The organism is Rathayibacter iranicus NCPPB 2253 = VKM Ac-1602 (genome assembly GCF_003149025.1).
In the GTDB taxonomy this organism is placed as follows: domain Bacteria; phylum Actinomycetota; class Actinomycetes; order Actinomycetales; family Microbacteriaceae; genus Rathayibacter; species Rathayibacter iranicus.
Genome location: NZ_QGDV01000003.1, coordinates 99,799 through 115,507, shown reverse-complemented (window position 1 = coordinate 115,507; position 15,709 = coordinate 99,799). Strand labels below are relative to the sequence as shown.

Genomic DNA, 15,709 nt, shown 5'->3' with positions numbered 1-15,709 from the left:
GATTCAGGAGGAGGCCACGGCCCGCGCGATCTCCTCCTGGATCAGGTCGGCGTTGATCGCCGCGCCCACGCGCACCCCGTCAGCAGCGGATGCCAGCACCTGCGCCATCGGGTCGACGAGCGACCCCGCAGCGTAGACCCCGGTCACTGCGGTGCGCCCCATCGGATCCGCAGCGAGGTGCTGTGCGACTCCTGACGCGTGCTCGACCAGTTCGAGCCCGAGCCCCACCGGCAGCCGCCCCTCGACGCGCGGACCGACGACCACCGCGTCGAGCGGGTGCAGCCTGCCGTCGATCCTGACGCCCACCACGCGGTCGTCCTCGACGATGAGCCCTTCGACCACGCCCGGCACGAGCGCGATCCCGCGTGCGGCGAGCGCCGCCGCCTCGTCCCCGGTCGGCTCCGGATACCCGTTCAGGAGGATCGAGGTCCGCTCGCTCAGCTGCCGGAACATTTGCGCCTGGTGCACGGCAAAGGAACTGCCGAGCACGCCGATCCGCTGCCCGCGCACTTCGTAGCCGTGGCAGTACGGGCAGTGCAGCGCGTTGCGGCCCCAGCGCTCGGCGAGCCCGGGGATCGACGGCAGCAGGTCGCGGACCCCGGTGGCGAGCAGGAGGCGGCGGGCCCGAAGAACCGTGCCGTCGGCGAGCATTGCGCTGACGCCGTCGGCGGTCGCGGAGGCGGAGACTGCCTCGCCCGCGACCACGCGCGCACCATAGCCCTCCGCCTCCGTCCGGGCGAGGCGCACCAGCTCGGTCGGCGGCGTCCCGTCGCGGGTGAGGACGTTGTGCGCCCCGGGCGACGGGGCGTTGCGGGGCGGCCCGCCATCGACCACGAGCACATCGCGGTGGCTGCGGCCGAGCGCGGTGGCTGCGGCGAGGCCGGCGAAGGAGGCGCCGAGGATCAGGACGTCGGCGGGCGCGGGAACGTGGGTGTCAGTGGAGGTCATGCTGACGATCGTGCGCGGACACCCCAGTAGCCACCAGGAATCGTGCCGTTTCAGCACGATCGCCGACCGCTCGTGCCAGGCTTCCCACATGCACGACGAGACCCCAGCCCCCTCCGACGACGACGTGCTGGCCGCCGTTGGACCCCGGTTGCGCCGGCTCCGCACCCGCCGCGACCGCACCCTCGCCTCGCTCTCGGCCGAGACCGGTATCTCGGCGAGCACCCTCTCCCGGCTCGAGAGCGGCGGGCGACGGGCGACGCTTGAGCTGCTGCTCCCGATCGCCCGCGCCTTGAAGGTGCCACTCGACGAACTCGTTGGCGCCCCCGAGGACCCCCGCGTGCACGGGCGCCCGATGCGGCGGGACGGGATGATCATCCAGCCGCTCAGCCGCGACGCGGGCACCCTGCAGGCCTTCAAGCACACCCTCCCCGGCGGCCCGGTACCGGAGCCAGACCAGCAGCGCACCCACGAGGGCTTCGAGTGGCTCTACATCCTGAGCGGCCGATTGCGTCTGCTCCTGGGAGAGCACGACCTCGTCTTACCCGCGGGCGAGGCCGCCGAGTTCGACACGCGCGTCCCGCACTGGTTCGGCCGCGCCGATGCACAGCCGGTCGAATTCCTCAGCCTGTTCGGTCGGCAGGGCGAGCGGATGCACGTGCGCGCCTCCACCCGCCGCTGACGCTCGTCACGCCCCGCCCAGCACCTCGCGCACGAAGCCGAGCGTGCGCTCCCGCAACGTCGCGATCTGCTCCGCGTCCCCGTCTATGACACGCCTGCCGACCTCGCTCGGGGGCGGGAAAGCGAGCGGTCGTTGAGAACTGCGATCACTCCGACGGACTCGGAGAGGGCGTCGCGGACTTCTGCCGCGAACTCGGTTTCTCCACGATGCCCTCGTCGCCTGGGAGCACCGCACCAGCTTTCCGCTGCGCATTGTCCTCACGAAGAATTGCGATGGAATCCCCGGGCGCGCACCGCGCGACCGCGCCCACCCGATACGTGCCGTCAGCCGCACCCGTATCGAAACTGGCCCGCAACACGGGACCACCCTCACCATAAACAGACGGTCGCGGAGTCGAATCCGCAACCCGAGCCGACATCCCCAACGACTCCCAATACGCCGCAACCTTTCGCGCATCCTCCAAACAATCCGTGCCCTCCGGCGCCTCACGCGAATAGCTATAACTCGCCCCCTCCACACCACCACCGAGAGAACACACATCAGGCCTCGCAGCACCGGCCCGCGGCCACCAACCTTGAACATCCAGCTGCTTCGTGGTCTCGACCACCAACTCAACCACCTTGTCGCGTCCCTCCCGCGGGCTCATCGTATTCACGGGATTCGCTCCTTTCTCCGCACACGCGGACATCAAACCTGTCACCATCACCATCACCAGCGCGCCGACACGCAGGCCCGCTCGACCCCTACGGCCAAATGCCTTTCGCACCACCGATCACCGCCTTCTTCAAAATCATACCCTCGGTAGGGCCGAGCGGCTTATTCTCCGTCACGGCGTCGTCCTCGCCTCGAAGCGCTCGACCAATATTCGCAAGCGACTCCGTCTCGACGTCAAAGTAGCCCGCCGAATCACCAGAATCGCTTCTCAAAGCATCATGGTTCGTGACAATACGCCCTGCATCCCCGCCGGTCTCCACGCCAAACGCATGCGCACCGAACCCAGGATCAACAGGATTCACATGATGGTCAAAGCTGTATCTGCGCCCGATCCACGCCGCCTCATCGCCACTCTCCTTCTCGTTCGGAAACTTATCCCGCGCCTGCCCGGCATACATGCCCTCGACATGCAAATCACTCACGGAATCAACACTGTCCGGCAACCCAGCCGACCCAAGAGCCACAAACGTCCCGAACTCGACATCAGAACGCGAAGCAGCAACAGCGATGACCGTCGTCCCATACGAATGCCCAACGACGTGACGCCGTGACGCCGTGACGAACACGACCGTCACGACTGGAAGCGATCACTCCGACGGACTCGGAAAGGACGTCGCGGACTTCTGCCGCGAACTCGGCTTGGGCACGACGCCCTCATCGCCCGGGAGCATTACACCCGCATCCCGCTGCGCATTGTCCTCGCGGAGAATGCCGACAGCGTCCCCGGGAGCACAGGGTGCGACAGCTCCTATCCGGTAGGAGTCATCCGTTGTACCAGTCATGAAGCTCGCTCTGAGTACCGGACCGCCTTCCGCGTACACGGTCGGACGCGGCGTCGAATCCGTTATCCGCACACTCATGCCCAACGACTGCCAGTACGCGGCAACCTTCCGCGCGTCCCCTTCAAAGTCCACCCCCGAGGGAGCCCAATGTTCATAAGAATAGCTCACACCCTCCGCTCCACCGGAAAGGGAACATACATCAGGCCTCGATGCACCATTGCGTGGCCACCAACCTTCGACGTCAAGCTGCCTCGTTGTGTCGATCACCAACTCGACCACCTTGTCGCGTCCCTCCCGCGGGCTCATCGTATTCACGGGATTCGCTCCTTTCTCCGCACACGCGGACATCAAACCTGTCACCATCACCATCACCAGCGCGCCGACACGCAAGCCCGCTCGACCCCTACGGCCAAATGCCTTTCGCACCACCGATCACCGCCTTTTTAAACTTTTGAAACTCGGTAGGGCCGAGCGGCTTATTCTCCGTCACGGCATTATCCTCGCCTCGAAGCGCTCGACCAATATTCGCAAGCGACTCCGTGCCGACGTCAAAGTAGCCCGCCGAATCACGATGATCACCTCCGCGGCCGCCCAGCAGTCACCGCGATCTCCAGAGTCGGAGTCGACGACAGAGCCCCTTCGCCACACGCAATGCGAAAGGAATTTGTCAGTTGAACAAAGTAATCACTCCGCCGGATACGCAGGAGGTGTCACTAGCTTCTTCCCTCGATCCGACTTCGTCACGATCCCCTCGTCCCCAGGAAGAACGACGCCAGCTGCGCGCTGAACGTTATCCTCATCAAGGAGCCCGGCGGCGTTCCCGGGCGCGCACGGCGCGACTGCGCCGACCCGATACGTCCCGGCTGCCGCACCCGTATCGAAACTGGCCCGCAACACGGGACCACCCTCACCATAAACAGTCGGTCGCCGAGTCGAATCCGCAACCCGAACCGACATTCCCAACGACTCCCAATACGCTGCAACCCTCCGAGCATCCCCCGAAAAGTCTGTCCCCTCCGGCGCCTCATGCGCATAACTGTAACTCGCACCCTCCGCACCACCAGCAAGAGAACAAACGTCTGGTACCGCCGCACCAGTCCGCGGCCACCACCCGGTGATCTCCAATTGCTTCGTTGTGTCGATCACCAATTCGACCACCTTGTCGCGTCCCTCCCGCGGGCTCATCGTATTCACTGGCTTCGCTCCTTTTTCCGCACACGCGGATACCAAACCCGTCATCATCACCATCACCAGCGCGCCGACTCGCAAGCCGGCTCGACACCTAAGGCCAAACGCCTTTCTCACCGCCGATCACCGCCTTCTTAAACTTTTGAAACTCGGTAGGGCCTAGGGGCTTATTCTCCGTAATGAGATCCGTCTCACCTCGAAGGGCACGTCCGATATTTAAGAGCGCTTCCGTATGGATGTCGAAGTATCCCGCCGAATCGCCGTCATCGCTTCGCAAAGCATCATGGTTCGTGACAACACGCCCTGCATCCCCGCCAGTCTCCACACCGAACGCATGCGCACCAAACCCGGGATCAACAGGATTCACATGATGGTCGAAGCTGTATCTGCGCCCGATCCACGCCGCCTCATCGCCACTCTCTTCCTCGTTCGGATACTTGTCCCGCGCCTGCCCGGCATACATGCCCTCGACATGCAAATCACTCACGGAATCAACACTGTCCGGCAACCCCGCCGAACCGAGAGCCACAAACGTCCCGAGTTCGACATCGGAACGCGAGGCAGCGACGGCGATGACCGTCGTCCCATACGAATGCCCCACGACATCCGGCTTCGGAATCGAATCCCCTCGAACAGCGGAAAGCCCCTGCATAGACGCGGCAAGAGCCGCACCACCCGCAACAGCGTCAGCGGTACTCAAGACCGACGGGTCGACATTCTCGACCGCCGGAGGAGGCGTCTCATATCCGATCCACGCTACCACAGCACTTCCTTCCGGCAACAGTGACTGCACATTCTGCGAAGCCTTGGCCCACGAGGTCATGGTCGCCGTCGTCTGCCCCATCCCGGGCACCGCATACGTCACGTTCGTCGCAGTATCAAGATCACCGATTGATACAGCCGCCAATGGCGGATTATCGTCCGTCAGCGAGATGAGGAACCGCTCATCGAAACCAGGGCGAACCTTTAGCGAGTCAGCGATATTCTCCAGCACCTTAAGCTGCTTCGATATCTCCGCGAAGTCGTCCGCGCCAAGGTCAGGCGCACCGTAGAGCATCGCGTGCTGCCGCTCCTTCAACGCCTTGATCCGCGCCCGCAACACACTCTCGTTCGCCTGCGCCCGCGCCCCATACGGCACCCCCTCGAGATTCCCGATCACCTCCGGCAGCCCACCGATCAACGCCTCCTGCCGCGCAGAAAACCGGGCCCCATCCTCAGCCGGCCCGAGCCGCGTCCACCACGCGTTCACCTCGGTCGCCGGAATCCGTTTCAGCTGCGCACCCAATTCCGGCCGCGTCTTAAAGAGCACCGCAAGCTCATCGGCAGGCACCGACGACAGCAGATCCAACACGCTCTGATCGCTCTTCGGCGGCCCCGCAGTCGCCACCACCTCCAAAGTCGGAGTCGACAACAGCCCCCCGCCCGCCGCAGTAAAGGCGAGAGAGACCTGCTCGACCCAGTCCGCATGCGACTGGTCAATCGCCAGCAACTGCTCAAAGCCGCCGAGCGCAGTCGTCGACTCCCACGGCACCCACGCACACGCATCCTGAAACGTCGCGAACGCTTTCACCAGCTCATCCCGCTCCGCCCGCAACGCGACATTCGCCTGCCGCGCGTCCGACACGAACACATCCAAACGATCAGGATCAGCAGACGTCTGTCCAAAACTGGCCGCCGGAGTCATCCCGACAGCGGCCGTCGTGCGAGGCGGCTCATTCGGCGAATACGCTGCCGACAGCGTCGGCGGAAGAAACCGATCCTCCGACGGACGCCGATCAAAGAACTCGTCGGGATTAAAACCCAGACCGCCCGTCGGATCGACGCGGCGCCGCTCCTCCCGCTCAGCCTGGCGCGCCTCCCACGCAGCCATCTCCTCCAGCCGCTCCCGCTCCTTACGCGCCCTCAAAATCGCGGCAAGCACCATCTCCGAGAGGTCGAAGAGCACAGCTTCCAGACGCGACCGATTCGACGTCTCCGTCAGATGGGCAACCCAGAACACTCGCGCAAAAGGCCCCTTGAAATCCTGCATCGCCTGCTCGGCAGCCGCGCGATGCACCACCGCGTGCGACCTCAACGAGTCCGCCACCTTCACCAGGTTCCGCGAAAACTGTGCCGCCACCTCGTCATCGAACCGGAACGTCTCCATGACCACCGTCTGACCACCTCCCCTGAGCTTCGCTCTAGGACAGTAGTCAGATGCCGCCAGACAGAAGCCGCGCTGGCGCGAGATCGCACATCGCCCCCGACCTCAGCCCGCGGAGGTCAGCCGCTCCAGAAACCCCGCGAACGCGAGTAGGTCGGCCTCGGGCCACGCGCTGAGCGACTCCCGCATCCGCTGCCGCTGCTGCCCGCCGAGGTCCCGCATCCGCTCCCGACCGATGCCGCTGAGCGAGAGGAACCGCGCGCGACCGTCCGTCGGATCGGCGGTCATTTCGACCAGGCCGAGTTCCGCGAGCTGCCGGGCCTGCCTGCTGATCGCGCTGCGGTCGACGCCCAGCCGCTCGGCCGCGACACCGGAGTGCACCGGGCCGCAGCGCTCGAGCATCTGCAACAGTCGCAGACCGAAGGGTGGCAGCGCCGGGTCGATCGACGCCGCCGTATCCCGGACCGCGAGGCGCACCTGCACAGCGAGCGCAGTGATCCGCTCCTCCACCTCGCGCAGCGCCCCGGCCGAGGACGTGGCGACGGGCATCAGCGCCGCTCGATCACGTCGATCGCGCCGGTGGGGTGGGACTGGCCGACGGGGCGCAGCCCGGCCTGCCCGTCGGAGGCAGCGATGAGCGCGTCCTCCGCGTCTTCGAGCGGATGCGACGCCTTCAACTGCACGGCGTTCTGAGACCCGAGGTCAACGTTGGGCAACAGGATGACGGCGATCAACGTGACGATGGCCAGCGGGATGCTGTAGAGGAACACGTCACCCACGCCGATCCCATAAGCGCTCTCGACCACCACGCGCACAGCATCCGGCAGAGTCGCCGGCTGCGGGATGGTGCCACTGCCGAGCGCCTGCGCAGCAAGGACTTGATCAGCGGGCGCAAGACCGGCGATTCCGGTCTTCATCCGGTCGGCAATGACGGTGCCGAGTATTGAGCCGAGCACGGAGACGCCGATGGTGCCACCGAGGCTGCGGAAGAACGTGACCGCGCTGGTCGCCACGCCAAGGTTCTTCACCTCGATGGAGTTCTGCACCACGAGGACGAGGTTCTGCATCAGCATGCCCAGGCCGGCACCGAGGACGGCCATGTAGATGCCGACCAATACGAGGTCCGTGTCGTAGCGCAGCGTGCTCAGGAGGAAGGTGCCGACAACGGCGAGCACGCCGCCGCTGATCATGATCGCCTTCCACTTACCGGTTCGCGAGATGATCCCGCCGAAGATCGTCGAGGCGATCAGCAGGCCGGCCATCATCGGGATGGTGAGCAGGCCCGACTGGGTCGGGGTGGCTCCGCGAGCGAGCTGCATGTATTGAGCGAGGAAGACCGCGACGCCGAACATCGAGACGCCCACCGAGATACTCGCGACGACCGCGAGGCTGAAGGTCCGGTTCTTGAACATACCCATCGGGATGATCGGTTCGGCGACGGTGAGTTCGGTTATCACGGCGGCAATGAGCAGGACAATCGCTCCGCCGACCATGACCGCGGTCTCCCACGAGGCCCAGTCGAAGTTCTTTCCGGCGAGCGAGACCCAGATCAGCAGGAGGGAGACGCCGCCGGCGATCAGGACCGCGCCGACATAGTCGATTTTCACCGTGCGCTTGGGATGCGCGGGCAGACGGAGCGTCACCTGCAGCAGGACGATCGCCACGATCGCGACGGGCATCGCGATGAAGAAGTTCCAGCGCCAGCCGAACGCGTCAGTCACAACGCCGCCCAGGAGCGGGCCGCCGACAGTACCAATCGCCATCACTCCACCGAAGAGGCCGGCGTACTTACCGCGCTCACGGGGGCTGATGATGTCAGCCATGATGATCTGGCTCAGTGCGGCAAGCCCACCCGCGCCGAGGCCCTGGAACACGCGGAAGACGATCAGCGTATTCGTGTCCTGCGAGAATCCGGCCAGTGCCGACCCGAGGACGAAGAGGCCCAGAGCGAGCTGGATGAGCAGCTTGCGGTTGAACAGGTCGGCGAATTTGCCCCACAGCGGAGTCGAGACCGTCGTCGCGAGCAGGGTCGCGGTGACGACCCAGGTGTAGGCGTTCTGGTCGCCGTTGAGATCCGAGATGATGCGCGGGAGTGAGGTCGACACGACCGTTCCGGCGAGGATCGAGACGAACATGCCCAGCAGCAGGCCGCTGAGCGATTCGAGCACCTGGCGGTGTGACATGGCGCCGTCTGGCGCGGGTCGAGCGGCGGTTCCGCGCGGTGCGGCGCGGTATTCGGGGTGTGACATGGGCTCCTCTTCGGCACGACTGCGGCCTAGTTGACTGTCGTCAACTGTTGACCACAGGCAACTATATAGCCAAGCGTGCTGAATAGCGAGCGCTCGGGCGGGGTCCGTCCGGGAGCGTTCGCAGCCGCCCTATCCTCGAAAGATGGACAACATTGATCGGACGATCCTCGATCTGCTCCGCCAGAACTCCCGCGCGGGCTACGGCGACATCGGCGGGATCGTCGGACTCTCCGCCTCCGCCGTGAAGCGCCGCGTCGACCGCCTCGTGGCCGACGGAGTGATCCAGGGCTTCACGATCAAGGTCAACCCCGCCGTCGACGGCATGGCGACCGAGGCTTACGTCGAGCTGTTCTGCCGAGGCACCGTCGCCCCGGATGAGCTGCGCCGGATCCTGTCCGCGGTCCCCGAAGTCGTCGACGCCGGCACGGTGACCGGCTCGGCCGACGCCATCGTCCACATCCGCTCACGAGACATACCGAGCCTCGAGCTCGCTCTCGAAAGGGTGCGAATCGCACCGAACGTCGACCACACCCGCTCGGCAATCGTGCTCTCTCGCCTCATCCAGCGCAGCGAGGCGTGACGGACGGCGCTGCCGAGCGCGAGCGGCTCCTCTTCGTGCTGACGCGTCCTCCGCACCCGGGCCACGCCCACCTTGTGCGCGGGTGCCGCCGACCCGCTGGTGTCAGAAGCCCGACGAAGAGAAGGCCACCGACATCTGCGTCACCAATGCCACGGTCCAGCCGATCGCGATGATGAACGAGACGGCCACCACGGCGATGAAGATCCACAGCGGCAAGAGTCCGCCGCCGGTCACGCGCTTGACGATGACGCTCCGGCCGATCACGTAAACATACGGAGCGGCCAGGAACCCCCATGCCCAGTGGAACGGGCGCTGCATACCGGCCCGCTTCAGCTGGCGCCAGTCGAGGAAGGCGAAGACAACCTCCGCCGCGTAGATCAGGAAGCCGACGATCTGGACGGCGCCCATACCGACGAGGTAAGCGGTCGATCCGCTCATCGACGCACGGGGACCGTACGTCGACGCCATCGACCAGTCGATGATGGCGCTCGGCGGCAGCAGGAAGATGGAGACTGCCGAGAGCAGCGGCAGGAACACGACGACCCAGATCCACGGGGTCGCGGTGACGATGCTGGAATCGCGCTGCTGAACCGGTGCGACGGGCGCGGCCGCGTACGACTGCTGGTACGGCGGCTGCTGGCTCTGCTGCCCGTACGCCTGCTGCCCGGGGGCCGGCGGCAGGGGCGCCGCCTGCTGCGGATACTGACCCGAAGCCGTCTGCCCGTAACCGGTGGCCGTTCCGCTCGAGGTCTCGCCGTAGGCGGGTCGCTCGGCGGGGGCAGCGGGCGGCACCGGCGGCACGGGCGCGACGGGCGGAGTGATTGGGGTCGCCGCCGCGGGAGCGATCGGAGGAGTCGTCGGAGCGGCCGCCGGGGCGTCGCGCAGCGATTCGGTCCAGCTAGACCCATCCCACCAGCGCTGGCGGGACGAGCCCGCCGGGTCCGGGTACCAGCCCGCGCGGGGTCCGGTGGACTCGCCGTCCGTGCTTGCGCCCTGACCGAAACCGGTTCCGTTGTCGTCCGTCATCGCGTCCTCCGTTCCCCTCGGGCGTTCTGCCCGCATTTAGGCTCCACCGTAGTGCCGCCTCCCGGGTCGGAACATGAAGGGTCGCTGACCGCACGCGTCCGCGGGGCGCCATCGCGGCCTCGCCACCGACCTCGTCGGTCAGGATGGACGCATGTCCCACTCCCTCCGCGCCCGCGCCGCCCTCTTCGACATGGATGGAACCCTCGTCGACTCGACGGCCGTCGTCGAGGTGATGTGGAGCGCCTTCGCCGAGCGCTTCGACCTCGACCGCGCCACGGTTCTCGGTGCGATTCACGGCGTCCGAGCCGCCGACAGCGTCCGTCGCTTCGCGCCGGCGGGTAGCGACGTCGCGGCAATCGTCGCCGAACTCGACGCTGACGAGCTCGAGCACACCGAAGGGACCGTCGCGATACCCGGCGCGATCGCCTTCCTCGCCTCTCTGCCCCGCGAGCGCGTCGCCCTGGTCACCTCCGCGAGCCCCGCACTGGCCGCCGGTCGCCTCGCCGCGGCGGGGGTCACCTCCCCCGATACCGTCGTCACGGCACGTGATGTGGCGAACGGGAAGCCGGCTCCGGACTGCTACGTGGCCGCAGCGGCGCGTCTCGGCGTCGCTGCGACCGATGCCATCGTGTTCGAGGACGCCGAGGCCGGCATCCGCGCGGGCCTCGACGCGGGGATGCGCGTCGTGGTTGTCGGAAGCCACGAGAGCCCGAGCACGCACGGCCTCCCGCGCATCCCGCACTACTCCACCGCGCGCGCCGCGATCGAGGGCGACGAGTTCGTCCTCACTCTCGGCTGAGCGTCAGTAGCGGATCGCGTCGATCACCTTCACACGGACGGCGACGATCGCTGGGACGAGTCCCGCCAGTGCGCCGACGAGCGTCGCGGACCCCAGCCCCAGCAGTGCCGCCTCCACCGGGAACGACGGGATGTCGCTGATCCCGTTCTCCTTGACGAGGGCGACTGTCCACGGATTGGTAATCAGGATCACCGCGACGGTCACGCCGATCACGCCGGCGACCACCGTTGCCACGACGCTCTCCATCATGATCGAGAAAAAGATGCGGCCGGAGGAGGCTCCGAAGCTGCGTCGGATCCCAATCTCGCGGATTCGCTGCCGGACGGTGACCAGGGCGATATTGAGCAACCCGAGCGCGCCCAGCGCCAGCACCAGACCCGCCACGCCACCGATGACCCAGGTCAGCACGCCGAACGGGTCGGAGTCATAGACGAGGTAGTCCTGGCGGTCGACCGACACGTCGAAGCCCTCGCCGAGCACCCCTGCGATATCGCGTTCGACAGCCGCTGCGAGCGGTTCGGCCAGATTCAGCGGCACCCACATCTCGTAGTTCACAGTGGCCGGGGCGCCGGATGCGGGGCCCGCCTCCTGCGCCACGGCCGGGTAGGCGTCCGCAAGCATAATCATCGAGGGGGACGTGTCCCACTGCGAGGAGGGGGTCACTCCAATGACCACGCCGGTGGTGTCGCGCTCGCTGCCGAGCAGACTCACCACCGGATGAGTGCGCAGATCCGGGCTGCCGAGCCGCTGCCAGAACGCTTCGTTGACCACGAGAGCGGGAGCGAGGCGTAGGGAGTCCCGCTCGGTGAACCAGGCGCCGTTGGCGATCTTCAGGCGGTGCATCTCGGCGTATGGCTGATCGACGGCCTGCACCCCGACGTCGACGACTCCATCGGCGAACTGCACACGGGCGCCGCCAGAGGTCGACCGGCTCGCGTAATCGATGGAATAGCGCTCGAGGATGCTCTCCCAGGCCGTCTGCAGGGCGGTCGCATCCACCTGGCCGGTACCGTCGCCGGCGGCGTACGCCGAGAGGAAGAGACTGGCCGGGCGACCGCTCGACCGCTCAGCCTGCTCGATGTTGGCCTGGCGGGCGATACCGCCGGCGGCCACCACGGCGGTCAGCGCGGCGACGGCCACAGCGACTCCGATGAGCGAGAGCAGCACCCGCCCGCGGTGGATTCGCAGCTCAGTCCACGCCTCGACGATCGCGCCGGCGACCCCGACGAATCCGCGCATTAGAGGACCTCCGCCAGGGGCGCTGCCGCCGGGAGAGCCGTGGGCCCGAGTCGCCCGTGGTCGAGCCGGTAGTGCCGCTCGGCGCGCGCCGCGATGGCCGGATCGTGGGTGATGGTCACGAGGGCCGAGCCAGATTCGCGCGCGATCTCGTCGAGCAGTCCCATCACGCTCTCCCCCGTGTCGGTGTCGAGGGCGCCAGTGGGTTCGTCGGCGAGAATCAGGCGCGGCCGACGCACAAGCGCGCGAGCGATCGCGATCCGTTGCTGCTCACCTCCCGACATCCGGCCCGGCATGGAGTCGACCCGGTGCCCCAGCCCCACCCGCTCGAGCATGTCGGCGGCGAGATCGCGGCGGCGCCAGAACTCGGAACCGGTCGCGTAGAGCAGGGGCGTCATCACGTTCTCGCGGGCCGTCCGCCCCTCGAGCAGGTTGAACTGCTGGAAGATGAAGCCGATGCTGCCGCCGCGGATCCGGGCGCGGGCGCGCGAGGATAGCGTCTCAGTCGGACGGTCCTCGAGCAGCATCCGCCCCTCGGTCGGCTCGTCGATGAGCCCGAGGATGTTGAGCAGCGTCGACTTACCCGACCCGCTGCGACCCACCACCGACACGTGATCGCCCTCGCCGACCTCGAGGTCGACGCCATCGAGGATCGTTAGCGGCGCCGCGTCGGGCAGCGGGACGACCTTCCGGATGCCCTCGAGCCGGAGGATCGTCACGAGCAGAAGACCGAGCCGTCAGCCTGCGAGACGCAGTTCCCGTCGAGCGCGACCTCTCCGGTGCTCGCTGCCGCGCCGGGCACGAACTGCAGAAGCTCGGCGCCCTCCTCGACCCCTCCGGTGACCTCGACGGAGCTGCCGTCGGTCAGGCCCAGGGTGACGGGCGCCTCCTCGGTTCCACCGTCATCCGTCCGGCGGAACACGACACCGGACTGGGCCGTGCCCTCAACCGCCGTTGTCGGCACCACGAGAACGTTCTCGGCCTTGCCTCCAGCGAGCGTGACAGAGGCGGCGAGCCCCGGGAACACCGTGATGTCGGCGGGGACCTGGCAGGTGAAGCTGGTGCCGGAGCTGGTCGATGTCCCGCCGCCGTCCGTCCCTCCGGGTGTCGACCCGCCCTGGGCCTCACCGGCGAGCGGTGTGGTGATCGCGAGGTCGGTGCAGGTGAAGCCGGCGGGCCCACCCGTGATGGCGACCTGCGCCTGGGTGGGGCGGTTCTGAATGCGGTACAGCTGCTGCGCGTCGATCGAACCGGTTACCGCGTAGCTGGGTGGAGCGACCTGGCCGGTCACCTCGCCGACGGTCACCGCCTGGTCATGGATGACGCTGAGGGAGCTGACCGTACCGCCGGACGCGGCAGAGACACGCTCGAAGCGCACGGCTGGCACGGGCTGGGTGACGCTAACGGTGCCATCCGGACCGGTGGTCTCAACCGGCTCGCGCGGAGTTTCGACACGGATGTCGTAGATCACGTCGCCTGGAGCGACGCTCGCGCCCTGCTGCACGTACACGTCGTCGACGGTGCCGGCTGCGGTGGCCTTGAGCGGCACGGCGGGATCGGCTGCGACGGTGCCCTGCAGAGTGAGGTCATTGGTGACGGTCCCGCGACCGACGACCACGGTCGGCTCGGTGATCTCGCCCGTCGGCTGCGTCGGGTCCGCCTCAGCCGCTCCGTCGGGGAAGAACGCGATTTTCACCAGCGCGAGGCTCGCCGCGCCGATGATCACCATCCACACGATCGGGAAGACCCATCGTCGAACCGTGCCCATGCTGTCCCCCGACTCCGCGCTGCGGGCGCTCCTCCGTGGCGCGCCGAAGGGCAGCCTATCCTTCGCCGGGGTGGCTCTGCGAGGGTCCCGCGTGCGTCAGTCGGCGAGAGCCGCGACGACCGCGGCGATGCGGCGTGTCCGCGTCTCGGCGGCCTTCGCGCCCTCGACGGCGGTGACATGCGCCTTGCGCGCGCTCGGCGAGAGCGCCGCGAAGCGCTCCGCGACACCCGCCTCGGCGAGAGCCGCCGCCAGGTCGGCGGGCACGGTGACCTCGCGCGGCGCGGTGTCGAGTTCAATCTCGACCTCGATCGCATTCCCGCCCTGAAGGTGCGTCTCCCGGCGCTTCTCGGCCGAGAAGGGGATCAGCGCGCGGCCTCCCATCGCTCCAACCGTGCTGGTGAAGCGGTAGCCGTTCACGGTCACGGCGACCGCCGGCCGCTTGCCCCCGCCGAGAGCCTCGAGGACCTCCGGGGGGACCTCGATGCCGGTGTTGTTACCGGTCTGGAAGAGCGTCGTCGCGAACTGCACAGGGCGATGATGCCACGGACTCTGGCATGTCGCGCGGGCCATCGCCATACTGGCGCCCATGGCCGTCGACTCGATCTTCGTGAACCTGCCCGTCACCGATTTGGGACGCTCAACAGCGTTCTACACCGCGCTCGGCTGGAGCGTGAATCCGCTCTTCAGCAATGAGGACGCCGCCTGCATCGTCGCGTCCGAGCACGTGTACGCGATGCTCCTCGTGCATCCGTTCTTCTCGACCTTTACGTCCAAGACGATCATCGACGCGAAGGATGAGGTGCAGGCCCTCTTCGCGCTGAGCGTCGGAAGCCGCGAAGAAGTGGATCAGCTACTGAAACGAGGACTCGAGGCGGGCGGAGCCGAACCCGTGCCGGTGCAGGACCTCGGCTTCATGTACTCCCGCGACCTGGAGGACCCGGACGGGCACATCTGGGAGTTCCTGCACATGGATCCGGCCGCGGCCGAGGCCGGACCGCCCGCCTCCTAAGCCCTCAGCAGGCGCGGATCTCAGGGTCGCCAAGCGACGAACGCACGGCGTCGACCGTCATCCGGCCCTCTGGATCCAGGCGCGTCAGCATCCTGGTCATGATGTCGGCCAGTTGCGGGATCTGCTCGGCATCGAGCGGGTCGATGACGTCAGCGAGCACGGTGGCTACGTGGCCGGGCGCGGTCTCGACGATCTTCTGCATCCCCGCGACGGTGAGCACGGCGTTCGTCGCGCGGCCGTCGGAGGCGCACGGTTGCCGCTCGAGGTAGCCGCGCGCGACAAGGCGGGTGACCACGTGCGACAGGCGTGGAAGGGTCGCGTTGGTGCGGGCGGCCAGCGTCGTCATCCGTAGTGCACGATCCGGCGCCTCCGACAGCATCGCCAGCGTCAGGTACTCGAAGTGGGTGAGCCCGGCGTCCCGTTGCAGCTGCGTGTCGAGGGCGCCCGGCAGCAGTTCGACGACCGCGATGAAGCGCAGCCAAGCGTCGAGCTGGTCGGGCGTCAGCCAACGGTTCTCGGGCGCGCTCATCCTCCAATGCTAGCAAATAGTTGCCGCGACAAGTAAGCCCTGCTTGCGCAGCCTTCTCG

General features: G+C 67.2%; 15 protein-coding genes. 4 read left to right on the top strand and 11 right to left on the bottom strand.

Annotation, left to right across the window (positions count from 1 at the left end; translation table 11 throughout):
* Positions 1-3: 3 nt before the first annotated feature.
* Positions 4-948, bottom strand: a complete 945-nt coding sequence (locus B0H03_RS04705; RefSeq protein ID WP_104265357.1) for an NAD(P)/FAD-dependent oxidoreductase — start codon at positions 946-948, stop codon at positions 4-6.
* A gap of 88 nt (positions 949-1,036) precedes the next feature.
* Between B0H03_RS04705 and B0H03_RS04700 the strand changes: the two genes are divergently transcribed.
* Positions 1,037-1,627, top strand: coding sequence for a helix-turn-helix domain-containing protein (locus tag B0H03_RS04700; RefSeq protein ID WP_104265390.1), 591 nt, complete (start codon positions 1,037-1,039; stop codon positions 1,625-1,627).
* A gap of 743 nt (positions 1,628-2,370) precedes the next feature.
* Here the strand turns inward: B0H03_RS04700 and B0H03_RS04695 are convergent.
* The 4 genes from B0H03_RS04695 to B0H03_RS04675 all read right to left on the bottom strand — a co-directional run bounded on the left by B0H03_RS04695 (position 2,371) and on the right by B0H03_RS04675 (position 8,637).
* Positions 2,371-2,916 carry a hypothetical protein gene (locus B0H03_RS04695; RefSeq protein ID WP_104265358.1) on the bottom strand — a complete coding sequence of 182 codons (546 nt, stop codon included), beginning with the start codon at positions 2,914-2,916 and terminating at the stop codon, positions 2,371-2,373.
* 1,489 nt (positions 2,917-4,405) lie between these two features.
* The gene (locus B0H03_RS04685; protein WP_146083983.1) at positions 4,406-6,457 is read right to left on the bottom strand and encodes an alpha/beta hydrolase; all 2,052 of its coding nucleotides are present in this window, start codon (positions 6,455-6,457) and stop codon (positions 4,406-4,408) included.
* A 102-nt stretch (positions 6,458-6,559) separates the two neighbouring features.
* On the bottom strand, positions 6,560-7,003 hold the full coding sequence (locus B0H03_RS04680) for a MarR family winged helix-turn-helix transcriptional regulator (protein WP_104265360.1): 444 nt from the start codon (positions 7,001-7,003) through the stop codon (positions 6,560-6,562).
* Positions 7,003-8,637, bottom strand: coding sequence for an MDR family MFS transporter (locus B0H03_RS04675; RefSeq protein ID WP_104265361.1), 1,635 nt, complete (start codon positions 8,635-8,637; stop codon positions 7,003-7,005). The genes B0H03_RS04680 and B0H03_RS04675 overlap by 1 nt, the downstream gene beginning before the upstream one ends.
* A gap of 208 nt (positions 8,638-8,845) precedes the next feature.
* Between B0H03_RS04675 and B0H03_RS04670 the strand changes: the two genes are divergently transcribed.
* Positions 8,846-9,283 (top strand): Lrp/AsnC family transcriptional regulator, encoded by a 438-nt coding sequence (locus B0H03_RS04670; protein ID WP_104265362.1) that lies wholly within the window; start codon positions 8,846-8,848, stop codon positions 9,281-9,283.
* Between the two features lie 102 nt (positions 9,284-9,385).
* Here the strand turns inward: B0H03_RS04670 and B0H03_RS04665 are convergent, their stop codons facing one another.
* Positions 9,386-10,309 carry a DUF2510 domain-containing protein gene (locus tag B0H03_RS04665; RefSeq protein ID WP_160487229.1) on the bottom strand — a complete coding sequence of 308 codons (924 nt, stop codon included), beginning with the start codon at positions 10,307-10,309 and terminating at the stop codon, positions 9,386-9,388.
* A 151-nt stretch (positions 10,310-10,460) separates the two neighbouring features.
* Between B0H03_RS04665 and B0H03_RS04660 the strand changes: the two genes are divergently transcribed.
* On the top strand, positions 10,461-11,108 hold the full coding sequence (locus tag B0H03_RS04660; protein ID WP_104265364.1) for an HAD-IA family hydrolase: 648 nt from the start codon (positions 10,461-10,463) through the stop codon (positions 11,106-11,108).
* 3 nt (positions 11,109-11,111) lie between these two features.
* On the opposite strand, the gene B0H03_RS04655 is transcribed toward B0H03_RS04660, so the two are convergent.
* From B0H03_RS04655 to B0H03_RS04640, 4 genes are all read right to left on the bottom strand, one after another.
* Positions 11,112-12,347 carry an ABC transporter permease gene (locus B0H03_RS04655; protein ID WP_104265365.1) on the bottom strand — a complete coding sequence of 412 codons (1,236 nt, stop codon included), beginning with the start codon at positions 12,345-12,347 and terminating at the stop codon, positions 11,112-11,114.
* Complete coding sequence (locus B0H03_RS04650; protein WP_104265366.1) at positions 12,347-13,063, bottom strand: ABC transporter ATP-binding protein; 717 nt, start codon at positions 13,061-13,063, stop codon at positions 12,347-12,349. Before B0H03_RS04650 ends, B0H03_RS04655 begins: the two co-directional genes overlap by 1 nt.
* Positions 13,060-14,112, bottom strand: coding sequence for an efflux RND transporter periplasmic adaptor subunit (locus B0H03_RS04645; RefSeq protein ID WP_104265367.1), 1,053 nt, complete (start codon positions 14,110-14,112; stop codon positions 13,060-13,062). Before B0H03_RS04645 ends, B0H03_RS04650 begins: the two co-directional genes overlap by 4 nt.
* 96 nt (positions 14,113-14,208) lie before the next feature.
* Positions 14,209-14,640, bottom strand: coding sequence for a YdeI/OmpD-associated family protein (locus tag B0H03_RS04640; RefSeq protein WP_104265368.1), 432 nt, complete (start codon positions 14,638-14,640; stop codon positions 14,209-14,211).
* 58 nt (positions 14,641-14,698) lie between these two features.
* Here B0H03_RS04640 and B0H03_RS04635 point away from each other — a divergent pair, with 58 nt between their 5' ends.
* The gene (locus B0H03_RS04635) at positions 14,699-15,121 is read left to right on the top strand and encodes a VOC family protein (protein ID WP_104265369.1); all 423 of its coding nucleotides are present in this window, start codon (positions 14,699-14,701) and stop codon (positions 15,119-15,121) included.
* A gap of 4 nt (positions 15,122-15,125) precedes the next feature.
* Here the strand turns inward: B0H03_RS04635 and B0H03_RS04630 are convergent, their stop codons facing one another.
* On the bottom strand, positions 15,126-15,650 hold the full coding sequence (locus B0H03_RS04630; RefSeq protein WP_104265370.1) for a MarR family winged helix-turn-helix transcriptional regulator: 525 nt from the start codon (positions 15,648-15,650) through the stop codon (positions 15,126-15,128).
* Between the last annotated feature and the right edge of the window lie 59 nt (positions 15,651-15,709).

Coding starts and splice junctions, on each gene's coding strand:
- B0H03_RS04635 (WP_104265369.1), top strand. CDS start 14,699: ATGGCCGTCGACTCGATCTTCGTGAACCTGCCCGTCACCGATTTGGGA.
- B0H03_RS04680 (WP_104265360.1), bottom strand. CDS start 7,003: ATGCCCGTCGCCACGTCCTCGGCCGGGGCGCTGCGCGAGGTGGAGGAG.
- B0H03_RS04685 (WP_146083983.1), bottom strand. CDS start 6,457: ATGGAGACGTTCCGGTTCGATGACGAGGTGGCGGCACAGTTTTCGCGG.
- B0H03_RS04665 (WP_160487229.1), bottom strand. CDS start 10,309: ATGACGGACGACAACGGAACCGGTTTCGGTCAGGGCGCAAGCACGGAC.
- B0H03_RS04675 (WP_104265361.1), bottom strand. CDS start 8,637: ATGTCACACCGCCAGGTGCTCGAATCGCTCAGCGGCCTGCTGCTGGGC.
- B0H03_RS04670 (WP_104265362.1), top strand. CDS start 8,846: ATGGACAACATTGATCGGACGATCCTCGATCTGCTCCGCCAGAACTCC.
- B0H03_RS04700 (WP_104265390.1), top strand. CDS start 1,037: ATGCACGACGAGACCCCAGCCCCCTCCGACGACGACGTGCTGGCCGCC.
- B0H03_RS04660 (WP_104265364.1), top strand. CDS start 10,461: ATGTCCCACTCCCTCCGCGCCCGCGCCGCCCTCTTCGACATGGATGGA.
- B0H03_RS04705 (WP_104265357.1), bottom strand. CDS start 948: ATGACCTCCACTGACACCCACGTTCCCGCGCCCGCCGACGTCCTGATC.
- B0H03_RS04655 (WP_104265365.1), bottom strand. CDS start 12,347: ATGCGCGGATTCGTCGGGGTCGCCGGCGCGATCGTCGAGGCGTGGACT.
- B0H03_RS04645 (WP_104265367.1), bottom strand. CDS start 14,112: ATGGGCACGGTTCGACGATGGGTCTTCCCGATCGTGTGGATGGTGATC.
- B0H03_RS04630 (WP_104265370.1), bottom strand. CDS start 15,650: ATGAGCGCGCCCGAGAACCGTTGGCTGACGCCCGACCAGCTCGACGCT.